The following is a 16,490-nucleotide window of genomic DNA, read 5'->3' as shown; positions in this document are numbered from 1 at the left end:
CCCCGTGAACGCACCCGCCAAATCCATCCTGCTGGTGGATGACGACCAGGAAATCCGCGAGCTGCTGGAGGCCTACCTGAGCCGCGCCGGCTTCCAGGTGCGCAGCGCCGCCGACGGCACGGCCTTCCGCCAGGCGCTGCTGGAAGAGGAGGCCGCCCTGGCCATCCTCGACGTGATGCTGCCCGACGAGGACGGTTTCAGCCTGTGCCGCTGGATCCGCTCGCACCAGCGCCTGGCCTGCATGCCGGTGATCATGCTCACCGCCAGCTCCGACGAGGCCGACCGGGTGATCGGCCTGGAACTGGGCGCCGACGACTACCTGGGCAAGCCCTTCAGCCCGCGCGAGCTGCTGGCGCGGATCAAGGCCCTGCTGCGCCGCGCGCAGTTCACCCAGGTGCGCGGCGGCGAGGTGCTGGCCTTCGACGACTGGCGCCTGGACACGGTCAGCCACCGGCTGTTCCACGAGGACGGCGAGGAGTTCTTCCTCAGCGGCGCCGACTTCGCCCTGCTCAAGCTGTTCCTCGACCACCCGCAACAGATTCTCGACCGCGACACCATCGGCAATGCCACCCGCGGCCGCGAGGTCGGGCCGCTGGAGCGCATCGTCGACATGGCGGTGAGCCGCCTGCGCCAGCGCCTGCGCGACACCGGCAAGGCGCCGCGGCTGATCCAGACCGTGCGCGGCAGCGGCTACCTGCTGGCGGCCCAGGTCCGCCCGCATCGGCTGGGCAATGACTGAACGGCGGCGCTGGTCGCTCGTCCCGCGCTCGCTGCTGGGGCGCATGCTGCTGCTGACGCTGCTGGCGATCCTCGTCGCCCAGGGCCTGTCGAGCCTGTTCTGGCTCTCGCACCTGCGCTCCAGCCAGCGCGAGGGCCTGCTCACCAGCTCGCGCAGCCTGGCCTATTCCATGGCCGCCAGCGTCAGCTACTTCCGCTCGCTGCCCATCGGCTACCGCCCGCTGGTGCTGGACCAGCTGCGCAGCATGGGTGGCACGCGCTTCTTCGTCTCGCTCAACGAGCGCCCACTGCAGATGCAGAGCCTGCCGGACACGCCGAACAAACAGGCGGTGCTGGATATCGTCAGCGACGTGCTGCACCAGAAGCTGGGCAAGGACGTGGAGCTGGAGGTGGAATTCGTCGCCCCGGATGACCTGCGCCTGTTCAACAGCCAGCTGAAGCTGGAGGAGCTGCCGCGCTCCTGGGCCCACTACGCGCTGACCCTGGAGCCGGTGAACCCGCCGGTGCTGGTGACGCAGATCCGCATCGGCGAGAACGAATGGCTCTACATCGCCAGCCTGATGCCGGCCCCCTACGTCAGCCTGGAGCCCGAGGCGCTGCAGCCGCAGCAGATCCTTTCCATCGGCCTGACCAGCCTGTTGCTGCTGCTGTTCGCCGGCCTGCTGGTGCACCAGCAGAGCCGCCCGCTGAAACGCCTGGCCCGCGCCGCCCGCGAAGTGGCCCTGGGCAGCCCGGCGGCACCGCTGGAAGAGCGCGGCGCCCGCGAGCTGGTGGAGGTCAGCCGCGCCTTCAACACCATGCGCGAGAGCATCGACCGCTACCTCAGCGAGCGCGGCCAGCTGTTCAGCGCCATCTCCCACGACCTGCGCACCCCCATCACCCGCCTGCGCCTGCGCGTCGAACTGCTGGAAGACGAGCCGCAGCGCGCCAAGCTGAACCAGGACCTCGACGAGCTGGAACTGCTGGTCAAGGGCGCCCTGCAGTGCGTGAAGGACACCGACATCCACGAGAACATCGAGCCGGTGGACATCAACCAGTTGCTGCAGCACGTCGCCGGCCCCTACCTGGCGGACGGCCGGGTACGACTGCTGGGCGAGGCGCAGGAACCATACCCCGGCAAGCCCCTGGCCCTGCGCCGCTGCATCGGCAACCTGCTGGACAACGCCCTGAAGTACGGCCAACGCGCGCAACTGCACGTCGAGGACGGCACCGAAGCGCTACTCGTGCACGTCGACGACGAGGGGCCCGGGGTGCCGGAGCAGCGGCTGGAGCAGGTGTTCGAACCGCGGGTGCGCTTGTCGCAGCGGGGGCAGGGGTATGGCTTGGGGTTGGGCATCGCGAGGAATATCGCGCATACCCATGGCGGGGAGGTGAGTCTGCAGAACAGGCGGGAAGGGGGGCTGCGGGTGACGTTGCGGTTGCCGAGGCTGGTTGTCGAGTAAGGAGTGTTCTTCCATTCGACTCCGATGTCGCCGGCGTACTCCGTAATCGCATCCTGCAGAGGACAGCCCCCTCTCCCTTCAGGGAGAGGGTTGGGGAGAGGGGCTCTTAATCCCGAGCCTAGTAATTTCCCTGATCTCACAAGAAAAGGAGATCAAGGATGTCCCCCTCATACCGAGACTTTTCCCGCAAGCTCCGCAAGGACCAGACCGACGCTGAGCGGGCTCTCTGGCAACAGCTCCGTGCCTACCGCTTCATGGATTTGAAGTTCAAGCGCCAGAAAGTCGTAGGCCACTACATAGTCGACTTCATCTGCCTGGAAAGAATGCTGGTGATCGAATTGGACGGCGGTCAGCACCTGGGCTCTGCTTCCGACCTGGAGCGAGACGCCTGGCTCAGCGCCCGAGGTTTCCAGGTGCTACGGTTCTGGAACCATGACGTGCTGCTGAGGATGGACTCGGTACTCGAGGCGATACGCCTGGCGCTCGATTCGAGTCCGCAACCCTCTCCCCAGCCCTCTCCCTGAAGGGAGAGGGGGCTTGTCCTGAGCGGCGACAGGTCCGGCGTCAGCCTGAAACTCAGGAGCTGCCGGCTAACACCATATTATCAACGCACACCGAACGGCTCCCTCTCCCGCTTGCGGGAGAGGGCTGGGGAGAGGGGCTCTTGGCTCTTCAACCCTCACACCACAACCCCAACAAGGACCCCCAATGTCACCACCTCGTGACAATCGAAGATCGCTTCGTTACCCGGAGCAGGAAATGCCTTGGATAGACTCGGACTACCGCAAGCGCAGACTTGCCCCGAATAACAAGAACAGGTCTTCCTCCATGAATGCGCTCCGCCGCCTTTCCGTCGCTGTCTGTCTTTCTTCCTTCTGTCTCTCCCCCCTGGCCCACGCCGGCGAGGTCGAAGTCCTGCACTGGTGGACTTCCCCCGGCGAAGCGCGCGCCGCGGAAACCCTGAAGAAGCTGGTCCAGGCCAAGGGCCACACCTGGAAGGACTTCGCCGTCGCCGGCGGTGGCGGCGAGGCCGCCATGACCGTGCTGAAGACCCGCGCCGTGTCCGGCAACCCGCCGGCCGCCGCGCAAATCAAGGGGCCGGACATCCAGGAGTGGGGCCAGCTCGGCCTGCTCGCCGACCTCAACCAGGTCGCCGCCGAGGGCAAGTGGGACCAGTTGCTGCCGCCGCAGGTGGCGCAGGTCATGAAGTACCAGGGCGACTACGTCGCCGTGCCGGTCAACGTGCACCGGGTGAACTGGCTGTACATCAACCCCGAGGTCTTCAGGAAGGCCGGCGCCACCCCTCCGACCACCCTCGACGAATTCTTCGCCGCCGCCGACAAGCTCAAGGCCGCCGGCTTCGTCGCCCTGGCCCACGGCAGCCAGCCCTGGCAGGACGGCACCCTGTTCGAGAACCTGGTGCTCAGCAAGATGGGGCCCGAGGGCTACCGCAAGGCCTTCGTCGAGCAGGACAAGGCGACCCTCACCGGGCCGCAGATGGTCGAGGTGTTCACCGCGCTGAAGAAGCTGCGCGGCTACATCGACGCCGACGCCGCCGGGCGCGAGTGGAACGTCGCCACCAGCATGGTCATCAACGGCAAGGCCGGCATGCAGATCATGGGCGACTGGGCCAAGAGCGAGTTCACCGCCGCCAACAAGGTCGCCGGCAAGGACTACCAGTGCCTGCCGTTCCCCGGCACGCAGCAGGACTTCGACTACAACATCGACTCCCTGGTGATGTTCAAGCTGAGCAACGCCGAGAATCGCAAGGCCCAGGAAGACCTGGCCCGTGCGGTGCTCGACCCGGCGTTCCAGAAGGACTTCAACCTGGCCAAGGGCTCCATCCCGGTACGCCTGGACGCCGACATGGCGCCCTTCGACGCCTGCGCCCAGCAGTCGATGAAGGACTTCAAGGCGGCTTCCGCGGCCGGCACCCTGGTGCCGAGCATGGCCCACAGCATGGCCGCCTCCAGCTACGTGCAGGGCGCCATCTTCGACGTGGTGACCAACTTCTTCAACGACGCCTCCGCGGACCCGCAGAAGGCTGCCCAGCAGCTCTACGCGGCGATCGAGGCGGCCGCACAGTAAGCCGCGAGCGGCGCCTTTCGCCGGGCGCCGCCTGATTCCCAGCCGACCCACTCCGGAGCAGCCTGGCGCTCCGGACGGCCCCACTCGCACTCGAGAAACCCCATGGCGACCTCAACTCCGACCCTGAATCCGGCAGCTCCGCGCGCCTCGCTGCTCGACGGCCTGCAGCGCTGGCTGCCGAAACTGGTGCTGGCCCCGAGCATGCTCGTGGTGCTGGTCTGCGTGTACGGCTACATCGGCTGGACGCTGCTGCTGTCCTTCAGCAACTCGCGCTTCATGCCCAGCTACGGCTGGGCGGGGCTCAACCAGTACCTGCGGCTGTGGGACAACGACCGCTGGTGGGTGGCGAGCCGCAACCTGCTGCTGTTCGGCGGCCTGTTCATCGCCATCTGCCTGGTGCTCGGGGTGTTTCTCGCCGTGCTGCTGGACCAGCGCATCCGCCGCGAGGGCTTCATCCGCACCGTCTACCTGTACCCCATGGCGCTGTCGATGATCGTCACCGGCACCGCCTGGAAGTGGCTGCTCAACCCCGGCCTGGGCCTGGACAAGCTGCTGCGCGACTGGGGCTGGACGGGCTTCCGCTTCGACTGGCTGGTGGATCCGGACCGCGTGGTCTACTGCCTGGTGATCGCCGCCGTGTGGCAGGCCTCGGGCTTCGTCATGGCGCTGTTCCTCGCCGGCCTGCGCGGCGTCGACCCGGCCATCGTGCGCGCCGCCCAGGTGGACGGCGCGAGCCTGCCGGCCATCTACCTGCGCATCGTCCTGCCGAGCCTGCGCCCGGTGTTCTTCAGCGCGCTGATGATCCTCGCGCATATCGCCATCAAGAGCTTCGACCTGGTCGCCGCGATGACCGCCGGCGGCCCCGGCTATTCCTCCGACCTGCCGGCGATGTTCATGTACGCCCACACCTTCACCCGCGGCCAGATGGGCCTGGGCGCGGCCAGCGCGATGCTGATGCTCGGCGCCGTGCTGGCCATAGTCGTGCCCTACCTGTATTCCGAACTGCGAGGCAAGCGCCATGCGTGACGCGACCTTCAGGCCGAGGTTCAGCCTCGGCCGCCTGGCGGTCCACGCCACCCTCTGGGGCGCCGTGGCGCTGTACCTGATCCCGCTGCTGGTGATGCTGCTGACCAGCTTCAAGAGCCCCGAGGACATCCGCAACAGCAACCTGCTGGCGCTGCCGGAGGTGTTCACCGTGATCGGCTGGGTGAAGGCCTGGGGCGCGGTGGGTGACTTCTTCTGGAACTCGGTGAAGATCACCGTCCCCGGCGTGCTCATCTCCACCTTCATCGGCGCACTGAACGGCTACGTGCTGTCGATGTGGCGCTTCCGCGGCTCGCAGCTGTTCTTCGGCGCGCTGCTGTTCGGCTGCTTCCTGCCGTTCCAGGTGATCCTCCTGCCAATGTCCTTCACCCTCGGCAAGCTCGGCCTGGCCAACACCACCACGGGCCTGGTGATCGTCCACTGCATCTACGGCCTGGCCTTCACCACGCTGTTCTTCCGCAACTACTTCGTGGCCATCCCCGATGCCCTGGTGAAGGCCGCGCGGCTCGACGGCGCCGGCTTCTTCACCATCTTCACGCGCATCCTCATGCCGATGTCCACGCCCATCGTGATGGTCTGCCTGATCTGGCAGTTCACCCAGATCTGGAACGACTTCCTCTTCGGCGTGGTGTTCGCCAGCGGCGACGCCCAGCCGATCACTGTGGCGCTGAACAACCTGGTGAACATCAGCACCGGGGTCAAGGAATACAACGTCGACATGGCCGCGGCGATGATCGCCGCGCTGCCGACGCTGATCGTCTACGTACTGGCTGGAAAGTATTTCGTGCGCGGCCTGACCGCCGGCGCGGTCAAGGGGTAATCGGACATGGCAACACTCGAACTGCGCAACCTGCACAAGTCCTACGGCAGCGGCCTGGCGGACACCCTGAAGTCCATCGACCTGGCGATCGAGTCCGGCGAGTTCCTGATCCTGGTCGGCCCGTCCGGCTGCGGCAAGTCCACGCTGATGAACTGCATCGCTGGCCTGGAGGACATCAGCGGCGGCGCCATCCTGGTGGACGGCCAGGACATCAGCGGCATGAGCCCGAAGGACCGCGACATCGCCATGGTGTTCCAGTCCTACGCGCTGTACCCGACCATGACGGTGCGCGAGAACATCGCCTTCGGCCTGAAGATCCGCAAGATGCCCCAGGCCGCCATCGACGAGGAGGTGGCGCGGGTCGCCAAGTTGCTGCAGATCGAGCACCTGCTGCAGCGCAAGCCCTCGCAGCTTTCCGGCGGCCAGCAGCAGCGGGTGGCCATGGGCCGGGCGCTGGCGCGGCGGCCGAAGATCTACCTGTTCGACGAGCCGCTGTCGAACCTCGACGCCAAGCTGCGCGTGGAGATGCGCACCGAGATCAAGCTGATGCACCAGCGGCTGAAGACCACCACGGTCTACGTCACCCACGACCAGATCGAGGCCATGACCCTCGGCGACAAGGTGGCGGTGATGCGGGACGGCATCGTCCAGCAGTTCGGCACCCCGCAGCAGATCTACAACGACCCGGCCAACCTGTTCGTCGCCAGCTTCATCGGCTCGCCGCCGATGAACTTCATCCCCCTGCGCGTGCAGCGCCAGGGTGGCCAACTGGTCGGCCTGCTGGACAGCGGCCAGGATCGCTGCGAGTTGCCCCTGGCGCTGGGCGCCGAAGGCGTCGAGGGCCGCGAGCTGATCCTCGGCGTGCGCCCGGAACAGATCGGCGTGGCCGAGACGGGCAACGGCCTGGTGGACGTGCGTGCCGAGGTCGAGGTGCTGGAGCCCACCGGCCCGGACACCCTGGCCTTCGTCACCCTCAACGGCGCCAAGGTCTGCTGCCGCCTGGCCCCGGACGCGGCGCCGGCCCTTGGCTCGACGCTGAAGCTGCGCCTGGACCCGGCGCGGGTACTGCTGTTCGACGCGCAGAGCGGCGAGCGCCTGCGCAAGGCGCCGGGCGGGGCGGGGGAGGCCAAGGTCACCCCGCTGGCCCGGCACAAGCACTGAACGCCGCAAGGCATTCCATCAACGAGGACGTCAGCAATGCATAAGAACAACAAGATCCGGCCCGCCCTGGGCTGCCTGCTCGCCCTGGGCGCCGTCGGCCTGAATGGCCTGGCCTGCGCCGACGAGGCCTTCTCCGCCGATTCGAAATGGGGCCTGGGGGACTGGGGCGGTACCCGCAGCGAACTGCTGGAGAAGGGCTACGACTTCAAGCTGGACTACGTCGGCGAGGCCGCGGGCAACCTGCACGGCGGCTACAACGACGACAAGACCGCGCGCTACACCGACCAGTGGGCGCTGGGCAGCCACCTGGACCTGCAGAAGATCCTCGGCTGGCACGGCGCCGAGTTCCAGTTGACCATCACCGAGCGCAGCGGCAACAACCTGTCCAACGACCGCATCAGCGACCCGCGCGCCGGCCAGCTCAGCTCGGTGCAGGAAGTCTGGGGCCGCGGCCAGACCTGGCGGCTGACGCAGATGTGGTACAAGCAGACCTTCCTCGACGACGCCCTGGACGTGAAGTTCGGCCGCTTCGGCGAGGGCGAGGACTTCAACAGCTTCCCCTGCGACTTCCAGAACCTGGCGTTCTGCGGCTCGCAGGTGGGCAACTGGGTGGGCGGCATCTGGTACAACTGGCCGGTGAGCCAGTGGGCGCTGCGGGTGAAGTACAACCTCAGCCCCGAGTTCTTCGTGCAGGTCGGTGCCTACGAGCAGAACCCCTCGAACCTGGAGACCGGCAACGGCTTCAAGCTCAGCGGCAGCGGCACCCAGGGCGCGATCCTGCCGGTGGAACTGGTGTGGTCGCCGAAGGTGGGCCCGCAGCAACTGCCGGGCGAATACCGCCTGGGCTACTACTACAGCACCGCCAAGGCCGACGACATCTACGAGGACGTGAATGGCCAGCCCCAGGCGCTGACCGGCGACGCCTTCAAGTCCCACGGCAGCAAGCACGGCTGGTGGGTGGTGGCGCAGCAGCAGGTGACCGCCCACGACGGCGACGCCTCGCGCGGCCTGAGCCTGTTCGCCAACTTCACCGTGCATGACCAGGCGACCAACACGGTGGACAACTACCAGCAGGTCGGCGCCGTCTACAAAGGCCTGTTCGACGCCCGTCCCAAGGACGACATCGGCCTGGCGGTGGCGCGCATCCACATCAACGACGATGTGACCAGGCACCAGAAACAGATCAACGAAGTCTCCGGCATCGACGACTACGACAACCCGCTGTTCCAGCCGGTGCAGCACAGCGAGTACGACGCCGAGCTGTACTACGGCGTGCACGTCACCAACTGGCTGACCGTGCGGCCGAACCTGCAGTACATCAAGCATCCCGGCGGCGTCTACGAGGTGGACAACGCCCTGGTCGCCGGGCTGAAGATCCAGTCCAGCTTCTGACGCGCGCATCGACCCGCTCCTGAGGTGCTGCTGTACTTGGCCCGCCCGCCATCATCGGGGCGGGCTTTTTGTTCGTAGGGTGGATAACCGTTCGCGGTTATCCGCCGATACGCCGGCGTCACAGCCAACGCCCAGGTCAACCTCGGAGCCACCGGGCACCGAGGCTAAACGGCGGATAACGCTTGGGGCGTTATGCGCCCTACGTGGCTGGCGCCCTCATTACCTCTACAGGGGCTATTGCGCCCCGGGACGAAAAAATCCGCACATGTGACTGGGGTTCTATGCTTTTCAGGTAGAATCTGCGCTTTTTTCACCAACGTGTAGTAAAACTACATAGATGTCATGCCCCGGGAGTGTCCGGGAAGGGATTGATTCAGGACCTCCGGACAATGCTCGAGCATCCGCTGCAGCGCTTCTTCCATTCCATGCGTGCCAAGCGCCCCTTCGACTGGGTGCGCTTCCAGCGCCGCGACCTGCTGCTGATCGATCACCCCCTGTGCCAGGCGGTCTTCAGCCGCCAGGGCGCGCAACTGCTGCACTTCCGCCCCCAGGGCGAGCGCTCCATGCTGTGGTGCGCCAGCCAGTGGCCGGCCCTGAGCACGGCGCCCATCCGCGGCGGCATCCCGGTGTGCTGGCCGTGGTTCGGCAGCCACCCCAGCGAGCCCGACTGGCCGCCTCACGGCTGGGCCCGCCAGCGTGAATGGCGCCTGCTCGACGCCCATGCCGACGAGAGCCTGGTGCAGGTGAGCTGGCAACTGGACATCGAGGACTGGCACGTGCGCCTGGACGCACGCCTGGGCCGCGAGCTGGAGATGGAGCTGTCCAGCTACCACGAGGACGACAGCGACTGCCTGTTCAGCTTCGCCCTGCAGCCCTACTGGCGCATCGGCTCGCTGCGCCGCAGCGTGGTCCACGGCATGGAACTGGAGGGTGCCCAGCGCCCGGCGCCGCCGCTGCCCAATACCTGGACGCCGCGGGGCGCGGTCAAGCAGGTGCTGTACAACACCGGTTCGCTGGTGCTGGAGGACGCTGGCTGGCAGCGCCGCCTGCGCATCGACAAGAACGCCGCCGCCGGCAGCGTCATCTGGCACCCCGGCAGCCGCGCAGTGGAGCAGGTGGAGCCGGGCGAGGCCGACCGTTTCCTGTGCATCGGCGCCGCCGGCTACCGCCCCGGCGGGCTGATCCTGGCCCAGGGCGAGCGCATGCGCCTGCGGCTGAAGGCCGGGTTGGTCTGACGATTTCCGCTGCACGGGTTCGAGCAATCGCGGACGGAGTCCGCTCCTACGATCGTGCCTCCCTGGAGCTGTAGGAGCGGGCCCTGCCCGCGATTCGCGCGCAGGGCGCGCTCCTACATCGAAATGGTGCGGATGATGCGGCGTAGGAGCGGACTCCGTCCGCGATCGGCCGATCCCAGGCGCCGAAATCGCGGATAAATCCGCCTCTGCGAAACAACCGCGCCGGGGCGTCAGTCTTCCTCGTCCAGCTGGTACCGCGTCGGCACCAGGCTCTCCTTGATCTTGCGCAGGTGCGGCTGGAAGTCCACGCCGCGGCGCAGGGTCACGCCGGTGGCCAGCACGTCGAGCACCGTCAGCTGGATGATCCGCGAGGTCATCGGCATGTAGATGTCGGTGTCTTCCGGCAGCGGGATGTCCAGGGTGAGGGTGCAGACCTTGGCCAGCGGCGAGTCGGCCGCGGTCAGGCCGAGCACCGAGGCGCCGTTGTCCCGCGCCAGGCGCGCCACGTCCACCAGCTCGCGGGTGCGGCCGGTGTAGGAGATCACCACGAACAGGTCGCCGGTGTGCGCCACCGAGGCGGTCATCCGCTGCATCAGCACGTCGCTCTGCGCCGACACCGCCAGGTTGAAGCGGAAGAACTTGTGCTGCGCATCCAGCGCCACCGAGCTGGAGGCGCCGAGGCCGAAGAAGTGGATCTGCCGGGCCTGGATCAGCAGGTCCACGGCGCGGTCCACGGCGCGTGCGTCGATCAGCTTGTAGGCGGCGTCCAGCGAGGCGATGGTGCTGCCGAAGATCTTCCGCGTGTACGCCTCGGGGCCGTCGTCCGCGGCCACCGCCTGGGTGACGAAGGCCGCGCCGCTGGCCAGGCTCTGCGCCAACTGGATCTTCAGCTCCGGGTAGCCGCTCATGCCGAAGGAGCGGCAGAAGCGGTTCACCGTCGGTTCGCTGACGCTCGCGGCCTGGGCCAGCGCGGCGATGCTGAAGCGGGTGGCCTGCTGCGGGTTCTGCAGGATCACCTCGGCGACCTTGCGTTCGGCCTTGTTCAAGTCTTCCAGGCGCGTCTGGATCTGCTCCAGCAGGTTCTTCATCCGTTCTCCTTGGTGGCCCCTGTGGGGCAATCGACGGCCGGGGACGTGCCCGCGGCCAGCGGCGCTATCCTAACGTCAGGTCGGCAGACGACCAACCGGACCGTGCCTTGGGAAAAATATGTTGTTTAATTACTACATTTTTGCCTTAATGGCGCGGTGTATTCGGCAAATGTTCCTCAAAATCTGTTTGGTAACAACAAATGCCTGATGTCCGCGTTCTGCCTTGCACCCTGGCGCTGTTCGGCGCGCTGGGCGACCTCGCCCTGCGCAAGCTGATCCCCGCCCTCTACCAGCTCGACCGCGAAGGCCTGCTGCACGGCGACACCCGCATCCTCGCCCTGGCCCGCGAGGACGGCGACCCCACCGCCCACCTGGCCACCCTCGAGAAGCGCCTGCGTCTGGCCGTGCCGGCGCGCGAATGGGACGACGCCGTGTGGGTGCGCTTCCAGCAGCGCCTCAGCTACCTGAGCATGGACTTCCTCGACGCCGCTTCCTACCCGGCGTTGCGCGACGCGGTACCGGCCGGCCTGCCGCTGGTGGCCTACTTCGCCACCCCGGCGGCGGTCTACGGCGGTATCTGCGAGAACCTCGCCGCCCTCGGCCTGGCCGAACGCACCCGGGTGGTGCTGGAGAAACCCATCGGCCACGACCTGGCGTCCTCCCGCGCGGTCAACGAGGCGGTGGCGAAATTCTTCCCGGAGAACCGCATCTACCGGATCGACCACTACCTGGGCAAGGAAACCGTACAGAACCTCATCGCCCTGCGCTTCGCCAACAGCCTGTTCGAGACGCAGTGGAACCAGAACCACATCTCCCACGTGGAGATCACCGTGGCCGAGAAGGTCGGTATCGAGGGCCGCTGGGGCTACTTCGATCAGGCCGGCCAGCTGCGCGACATGGTGCAGAACCACCTGCTGCAGCTGCTCTGCCTGATCGCCATGGACCCGCCCAGCGACCTCTCCGCCGACAGCATCCGCGACGAGAAGGTCAAGGTGCTGCGCGCCCTGGAGCCGATCCCGCCGGAACAACTGGCCAGCCGCGTGGTGCGCGGCCAGTACACCGCCGGCTTCATCGACGGCAAGGCGGTGCCCGGCTACCTGGAAGAGGAACACGCCAACCGCATGAGCGGCGCCGAGACCTTCGTCGCCCTGCGCGTGGACATCCGCAACTGGCGCTGGTCCGGCGTGCCCTTCTACCTGCGCACCGGCAAGCGCATGCCGCAGAAGCTGTCGCAGATCGTCATCCACTTCAAGAACCCGCCGCACTATATCTTCGCCCCGGAGCAGCGCTCGCTGATCAGCAACCGCCTGATCATCCGCCTGCAGCCGGACGAGGGCATCTCCCTGCAGGTGATGACCAAGGACCAGGGCCTGGGCAAGGGCATGCAACTGCGCACCGGGCCGCTGCAGCTGAGCTTCTCCGAGGCGTACCAGGCCGCGCGTGTGCCGGATGCCTACGAACGGCTGCTGCTGGAGGTGATGCAGGGCAACCAGTACCTGTTCGTGCGCAAGGACGAGGTGGAGTTCGCCTGGAAGTGGTGCGACCACCTGATCGCCGGCTGGGAACGCCTGGGCGATGCCCCCAAACCCTATGCCGCGGGCACCTGGGGACCCCAGGCGGCCGTGGCGCTGATCGCGAGAGACGGGAAGGACTGGTATGGCGACCATTGATCCGAATCTGCCGGCCGGCGTGCGCTGGACGGCCTGGGAAAGCCCGATGGCGCAGGCCCGTGGCCTGGCCGCCAGCGTGGCCGAGCAACTGCGCGGGGCCATCGCCGAGCGTGGCCGCGCGCTGCTGGCGGTGTCCGGCGGGCGCAGCCCGGTGGCCTTTCTCGAAGCCTTGAGCTGCGAAGTCCTCGACTGGGGCAAGGTGACCGTGACCCTCGCCGACGAGCGCTGGGTGCCGGAGGTCCATCCGGACAGCAACGCCGGCCTGGTGCGCCGCCACCTGCTCAAGGGCGCGGCGGCCAGGGCGCTGTTCTGCGGCCTGTACCACTCGGCTCCGAGCCTGGAAGAGGCGGCAGCCATCGCCGACCGCCAGGTCGCCGAGCTGGCCCTGCCCATCGATGTGCTGGTGCTGGGCATGGGCGACGACGGCCACACCGCCTCGTTGTTCCCGGCCAGCCCGGGCCTGGCCGAGGCCCTCGACCCCGCCGGCGCGCGCCATTGCCTGCCGGCCTGGGCGCCGAGCGTGCCGCACCAGCGCCTGACCCTCAGCCGCGCGCTGCTGGCCGCCGCGCGGGTGCAACTGCTGGCGATCCAGGGCGAGGCCAAGCTGGCCACCCTGAAGGCCGCGCTGGCCGTCGAAGACGAAGCAAGCATGCCGGTGAGCGCCTTCCTCCGCGCTCCCCTGTCGATCCACTGGTGCCCCTGAGGCACGGAGTTACCGCAACATGAGCCTTGATTCCCACATCCAGCGCATCGACGCCCTCGCCGAGCGCGCCCGCATCCTGCCGGTGATCACCATCGAGCGCGAGCAGGACATCCTGCCCATGGCCGACGCCCTGGCCGCCGGCGGCATCACGGTGCTGGAAGTGACCCTGCGCACCCCGCTGGGCCTGACCGCCATCCGCACCCTGGCCGCGCAGCGCCCGCAACTGTGCGTGGGCGCCGGCACCGTGCTGGACCCGCAAACCTTCCGCCAGGCGGAAGAGGCCGGCGCGCAGTTCATCGTCACCCCCGGCTGCACCGAGGAACTGCTGCAGCACGCGGTGAGCCGCCCGGTGCCGCTGCTGCCCGGCGTAGCCACCGCCTCCGAGATCATGGCCGCCTACCGCCACGGCCTGCGCCGCTTCAAGCTGTTCCCGGCCAAGGTGTGCGGCGGCGTCGAGGCGCTCAAGGCCTTCGCCGGCCCCTTCCCGGAGGTGCGCTTCTGCCCCACCGGCGGGGTAGGGCCGGACAACCTGAACGACTACTACCGCCTGGACAACGTGATGTGCGTGGGGGGCACCTGGATGCTGCCCAAGGCCGCCGTCGCCAGCGGTGACTGGGCCACGGTCGAGCGCCTGTCGCGCGAGGCCCTGGCGCTGCTCGAATCACACTGAGCTGTCCCACGATCGGACGTGCCCGGCCTTGTGCCGGGTTTTTTTATGCGTGCGGGGGCTGCTCTTCGTAGGAGCGAGCTTGCTCGCGAACGGGGATCTGCCGGTGGCTTCGGTGCTTGCCCTGAAGAACGCCCTCTCCCTAACCCTCTCCCTGAAGGGAGAGGGGACCGTTCGGAGCGGTCTGGTTTTCCCGAGTCAGCCGGCAAGCGCGATGGTCTTCGGCTGAAGCCACGCCTGTTCTCGGCACGGACTAGCCCCTCTCCCTTCAGGGAGAGGGCTGGGGAGAGGGGCTCTTGAACCCGGCACCTACGCCACCGGGAAACTCCGTTCGCGAGCAAGCTCGCTCCTACGAAAAAAACCTTCCAGATAATCCCGCAACCGCTCCTGCAGATAGGGCACAGCCTCCCCCTCATCCAATCCGAGGTACTCCTCCACCGCCATCAGCCGCCAGTACTGCCCCTCGTCGCCGAAGCGGATCGCCGTGAACTCCGCTGCCCGCAGCCGCGCCACCAGGAACCAGGCCCAGGGCGCCGGGCCGTGGGTGGCGCGGTAGCGGCGCTGCCATTCGATACGCTCCTGGCCCAGGCGGATGGAGAATTCCTCCTCCAGCTCGCGCAGCGCGCATTCGGCTGGCGTTTCCGCGCCTTCGCGGCCGCCGCCGGGAAAGTCCCAGCAGCCGGGGAAGGGGATGCCGGGCTTTTCGTCGCGGCGGTAGACCACCAGGAGGCCATCGTGGAACAGCGCCAGCTTGGCGCCGGTGAAGGCAGATTCGTCGTTCAACCCGGTTTTCCCCCTGAAAACGGCGCGAATGCCAAAAGCGGCTAGGCTTTCCCGATCACGGACGGTGCTTTGCCGCGCCCAAGCGCGTATGATGCGCGACCTTTTTCTTCGTTGCATGACACACCGGGAGGTGCCCAGATGAACGACACGCACGAAACCCCAGAAATTTCCCCCGCCGGCGAGAAGCTGCAGAAGGTCCTGGCCCGTCTGGGCGTCGGCTCGCGCCGTGACGTCGAGGCCTGGATCGAGGAAGGCCGGGTCAAGGTCAACGGCGTGGTCGCCAGCCTCGGCCAGCGTGTGGAGGGCCACGACGCCATCGCCGTCGACGAGCACCTGATCCGCCGCGAGCAGGCCGAAGAGCACGTACGCCGCGTGCTGATCTACAACAAGCCCGAGGGCGAGGTCTGCACCCGCGACGACCCGGAAGGCCGCCCCACCGTGTTCGACCGCCTGCCGCGCCTGCGCAGCGGCCGCTGGATCAACGTCGGCCGCCTGGACATCAACACCACCGGCCTGCTGCTGTTCACCACCGACGGCGAGCTGGCCAACCGCCTGATGCACCCGTCCTACGAGATGGATCGCGAGTACGCCGTGCGCGTGCGCGGTGAAGTCGACGAAGAGATGATCGAGCGCCTGAAAGCCGGCGTGATGCTGGAAGACGGCCCGGCCAAGTTCAGCGACATCCAGCAGGCGCCGGGCGGCGAAGGCTTCAACCACTGGTACCACGTGGTGGTGATGGAAGGCCGCAACCGCGAGGTGCGCCGCCTGTGGGAATCCCAGGGCGTGGTGGTGAGCCGCCTGAAGCGCGTGCGCTTCGGCCCGGTGTTCCTCACCTCCGAACTGACCATGGGCCGCTACCGCGAGATGGACCAGCGCGAACTGGACATCCTCAGCGAGGAAGTCGGCCTGAAGCCGGTGAAACTGCCGGAGATGACCACCAAGGCCAAGGACAAGCTCGAACGCCAGCAGCGCAAGCTGGCCAAACCGCTGGCGCGCAGCGAGCGCCCGGATGCCGGTCGTGGCAACCGCCAACGCAAGGCGTCCTTCGAGGGCGAGCGTCCGGCCCGTGGCCAGCGTCCGGCGGCCGACCGCCCGGCCCGTGGTCCGCGCCAGGATTCCGACCGCCCGGCCCGCGGTCCGCGCCAGGACGCCGACCGCCCGGCCCGTGGCCCCCGCCAGGACTCCGAGCGTCCGGCCCGCGGTCCGCGCCAGGACTCCGACCGCCCGGCCCGTGGCCCCCGCCAGGACTCCGAGCGTCCGGCCCGCGGTCCGCGCCAGGACTCCGACCGCCCGGCCCGTGGTCCGCGCCAGGATACCGATCGTCCGGCCCGCGGTCCGCGCCAGGACTCCGATCGTCCCGCCCGCGGTCCGCGCAAGGACTCCGATCGTCCGGCCCGTGGTCCGCGTCAGGACTCCGACCGTCCGGCCCGCGCGCCGCGACCGGAAGGCCGTGGCAAGGCGCCGGCCGGCGAGGCACCGCGTTCGCGTCCGGCCAAGCCGAGCGCCGAGCGTGACGAGCGCCCGTCCAAGCCGGTGGTGCGCAAGCCGCTGAACAAGCGCCGCCCGCAGCCGGCCGGCGACGGCATGCGCCCGGGCTTCAAGCGCTAAGCGCCAGGCATGAAAAAAGGGCTCCTCGGAGCCCTTTTCTTCGCCTGCGCA

At 67.9% G+C, this 16,490-nt stretch carries 14 protein-coding genes and 1 pseudogene; 13 read left to right on the top strand and 2 right to left on the bottom strand.

The features are described from left to right. The first annotated feature begins 4 nt into the window (after nucleotides 1–4). From PKO50_RS22720 to PKO50_RS22680, 9 genes are all read left to right on the top strand, one after another. Entirely contained in the window at nucleotides 5–739 is a 735-nt protein-coding gene (locus PKO50_RS22720; RefSeq protein WP_109933116.1) for a response regulator, read from the top strand. Continuing rightward, a complete protein-coding gene (locus PKO50_RS22715; RefSeq protein WP_109933117.1) occupies nucleotides 732–2,180 on the top strand; it encodes an ATP-binding protein in 1,449 nt (482 codons plus the stop codon). Before PKO50_RS22720 ends, PKO50_RS22715 begins: the two co-directional genes overlap by 8 nt. Nucleotides 2,181–2,338: 158 nt before the next feature. Then, nucleotides 2,339–2,704 (top strand): DUF559 domain-containing protein, encoded by a 366-nt coding sequence (locus tag PKO50_RS22710; RefSeq protein WP_275627299.1) that lies wholly within the window; start codon nucleotides 2,339–2,341, stop codon nucleotides 2,702–2,704. A 304-nt stretch (nucleotides 2,705–3,008) separates the two neighbouring features. Continuing rightward, entirely contained in the window at nucleotides 3,009–4,268 is a 1,260-nt protein-coding gene (locus PKO50_RS22705; protein ID WP_275627298.1) for an ABC transporter substrate-binding protein, read from the top strand. Between the two features lie 102 nt (nucleotides 4,269–4,370). Further along, on the top strand, nucleotides 4,371–5,294 hold the full coding sequence (locus tag PKO50_RS22700; protein ID WP_275627297.1) for a sugar ABC transporter permease: 924 nt from the start codon (nucleotides 4,371–4,373) through the stop codon (nucleotides 5,292–5,294). Continuing rightward, complete coding sequence (locus PKO50_RS22695; RefSeq protein WP_275627296.1) at nucleotides 5,287–6,132, top strand: carbohydrate ABC transporter permease; 846 nt, start codon at nucleotides 5,287–5,289, stop codon at nucleotides 6,130–6,132. Before PKO50_RS22700 ends, PKO50_RS22695 begins: the two co-directional genes overlap by 8 nt. 6 nt (nucleotides 6,133–6,138) lie before the next feature. Then, on the top strand, nucleotides 6,139–7,293 hold the full coding sequence (gene ugpC, locus PKO50_RS22690) for a sn-glycerol-3-phosphate ABC transporter ATP-binding protein UgpC (RefSeq protein WP_275627295.1): 1,155 nt from the start codon (nucleotides 6,139–6,141) through the stop codon (nucleotides 7,291–7,293). 36 nt (nucleotides 7,294–7,329) lie between these two features. Beyond that, nucleotides 7,330–8,685: a carbohydrate porin gene (locus tag PKO50_RS22685; RefSeq protein ID WP_275627294.1), complete on the top strand. Its 1,356-nt coding sequence runs from the start codon at nucleotides 7,330–7,332 to the stop codon at nucleotides 8,683–8,685. 389 nt (nucleotides 8,686–9,074) lie between these two features. After that, entirely contained in the window at nucleotides 9,075–9,920 is an 846-nt protein-coding gene (locus tag PKO50_RS22680; RefSeq protein WP_275627293.1) for a D-hexose-6-phosphate mutarotase, read from the top strand. Nucleotides 9,921–10,150: 230 nt separating this feature from the next. Here the strand turns inward: PKO50_RS22680 and PKO50_RS22675 are convergent, their stop codons facing one another. Beyond that, nucleotides 10,151–11,008 carry a MurR/RpiR family transcriptional regulator gene (locus PKO50_RS22675; RefSeq protein WP_275627292.1) on the bottom strand — a complete coding sequence of 286 codons (858 nt, stop codon included), beginning with the start codon at nucleotides 11,006–11,008 and terminating at the stop codon, nucleotides 10,151–10,153. Nucleotides 11,009–11,208: 200 nt separating this feature from the next. Here PKO50_RS22675 and zwf point away from each other — a divergent pair, with 200 nt between their 5' ends. The 3 genes from zwf to PKO50_RS22660 are packed head-to-tail and all read left to right on the top strand — an operon-like array spanning nucleotide 11,209 to nucleotide 14,051. Continuing rightward, nucleotides 11,209–12,678: a glucose-6-phosphate dehydrogenase gene (gene zwf / locus PKO50_RS22670; protein ID WP_275627291.1), complete on the top strand. Its 1,470-nt coding sequence runs from the start codon at nucleotides 11,209–11,211 to the stop codon at nucleotides 12,676–12,678. Continuing rightward, nucleotides 12,665–13,381: a 6-phosphogluconolactonase gene (gene pgl / locus PKO50_RS22665; RefSeq protein ID WP_275627290.1), complete on the top strand. Its 717-nt coding sequence runs from the start codon at nucleotides 12,665–12,667 to the stop codon at nucleotides 13,379–13,381. The genes zwf and pgl overlap by 14 nt, the downstream gene beginning before the upstream one ends. Nucleotides 13,382–13,400: 19 nt before the next feature. Next, nucleotides 13,401–14,051, top strand: coding sequence for a bifunctional 4-hydroxy-2-oxoglutarate aldolase/2-dehydro-3-deoxy-phosphogluconate aldolase (locus PKO50_RS22660; protein WP_109933308.1), 651 nt, complete (start codon nucleotides 13,401–13,403; stop codon nucleotides 14,049–14,051). 306 nt (nucleotides 14,052–14,357) lie between these two features. On the opposite strand, the gene PKO50_RS22655 is transcribed toward PKO50_RS22660, so the two are convergent. Continuing rightward, a complete protein-coding gene (locus PKO50_RS22655) occupies nucleotides 14,358–14,831 on the bottom strand; it encodes an NUDIX hydrolase (protein WP_275630517.1) in 474 nt (157 codons plus the stop codon). A 138-nt stretch (nucleotides 14,832–14,969) separates the two neighbouring features. On the opposite strand from PKO50_RS22655, the pseudogene rluB reads away from it, so the two are divergent. Further along, nucleotides 14,970–16,094: pseudogene (gene rluB / locus PKO50_RS22650) on the top strand (23S rRNA pseudouridine(2605) synthase RluB); the annotation flags it as partial. Nucleotides 16,095–16,490 lie beyond the last annotated feature (396 nt).

The organism is Pseudomonas sp. 273, assembly GCF_029201425.1.
Lineage (GTDB): Bacteria > Pseudomonadota > Gammaproteobacteria > Pseudomonadales > Pseudomonadaceae > Pseudomonas > Pseudomonas delhiensis.
The sequence above is the reverse complement of the archived record's forward strand: the minus strand, read 5'-3'. Positions and strand labels throughout refer to the sequence as shown.

Coding starts and splice junctions, on each gene's coding strand:
- PKO50_RS22715 (WP_109933117.1), top strand. CDS start 732: ATGACTGAACGGCGGCGCTGGTCGCTCGTCCCGCGCTCGCTGCTGGGG.
- PKO50_RS22695 (WP_275627296.1), top strand. CDS start 5,287: ATGCGTGACGCGACCTTCAGGCCGAGGTTCAGCCTCGGCCGCCTGGCG.
- PKO50_RS22710 (WP_275627299.1), top strand. CDS start 2,339: ATGTCCCCCTCATACCGAGACTTTTCCCGCAAGCTCCGCAAGGACCAG.
- PKO50_RS22685 (WP_275627294.1), top strand. CDS start 7,330: ATGCATAAGAACAACAAGATCCGGCCCGCCCTGGGCTGCCTGCTCGCC.
- pgl (WP_275627290.1), top strand. CDS start 12,665: ATGGCGACCATTGATCCGAATCTGCCGGCCGGCGTGCGCTGGACGGCC.
- zwf (WP_275627291.1), top strand. CDS start 11,209: ATGCCTGATGTCCGCGTTCTGCCTTGCACCCTGGCGCTGTTCGGCGCG.
- PKO50_RS22660 (WP_109933308.1), top strand. CDS start 13,401: ATGAGCCTTGATTCCCACATCCAGCGCATCGACGCCCTCGCCGAGCGC.
- PKO50_RS22680 (WP_275627293.1), top strand. CDS start 9,075: ATGCTCGAGCATCCGCTGCAGCGCTTCTTCCATTCCATGCGTGCCAAG.
- ugpC (WP_275627295.1), top strand. CDS start 6,139: ATGGCAACACTCGAACTGCGCAACCTGCACAAGTCCTACGGCAGCGGC.
- PKO50_RS22705 (WP_275627298.1), top strand. CDS start 3,009: ATGAATGCGCTCCGCCGCCTTTCCGTCGCTGTCTGTCTTTCTTCCTTC.
- PKO50_RS22700 (WP_275627297.1), top strand. CDS start 4,371: ATGGCGACCTCAACTCCGACCCTGAATCCGGCAGCTCCGCGCGCCTCG.
- PKO50_RS22675 (WP_275627292.1), bottom strand. CDS start 11,008: ATGAAGAACCTGCTGGAGCAGATCCAGACGCGCCTGGAAGACTTGAAC.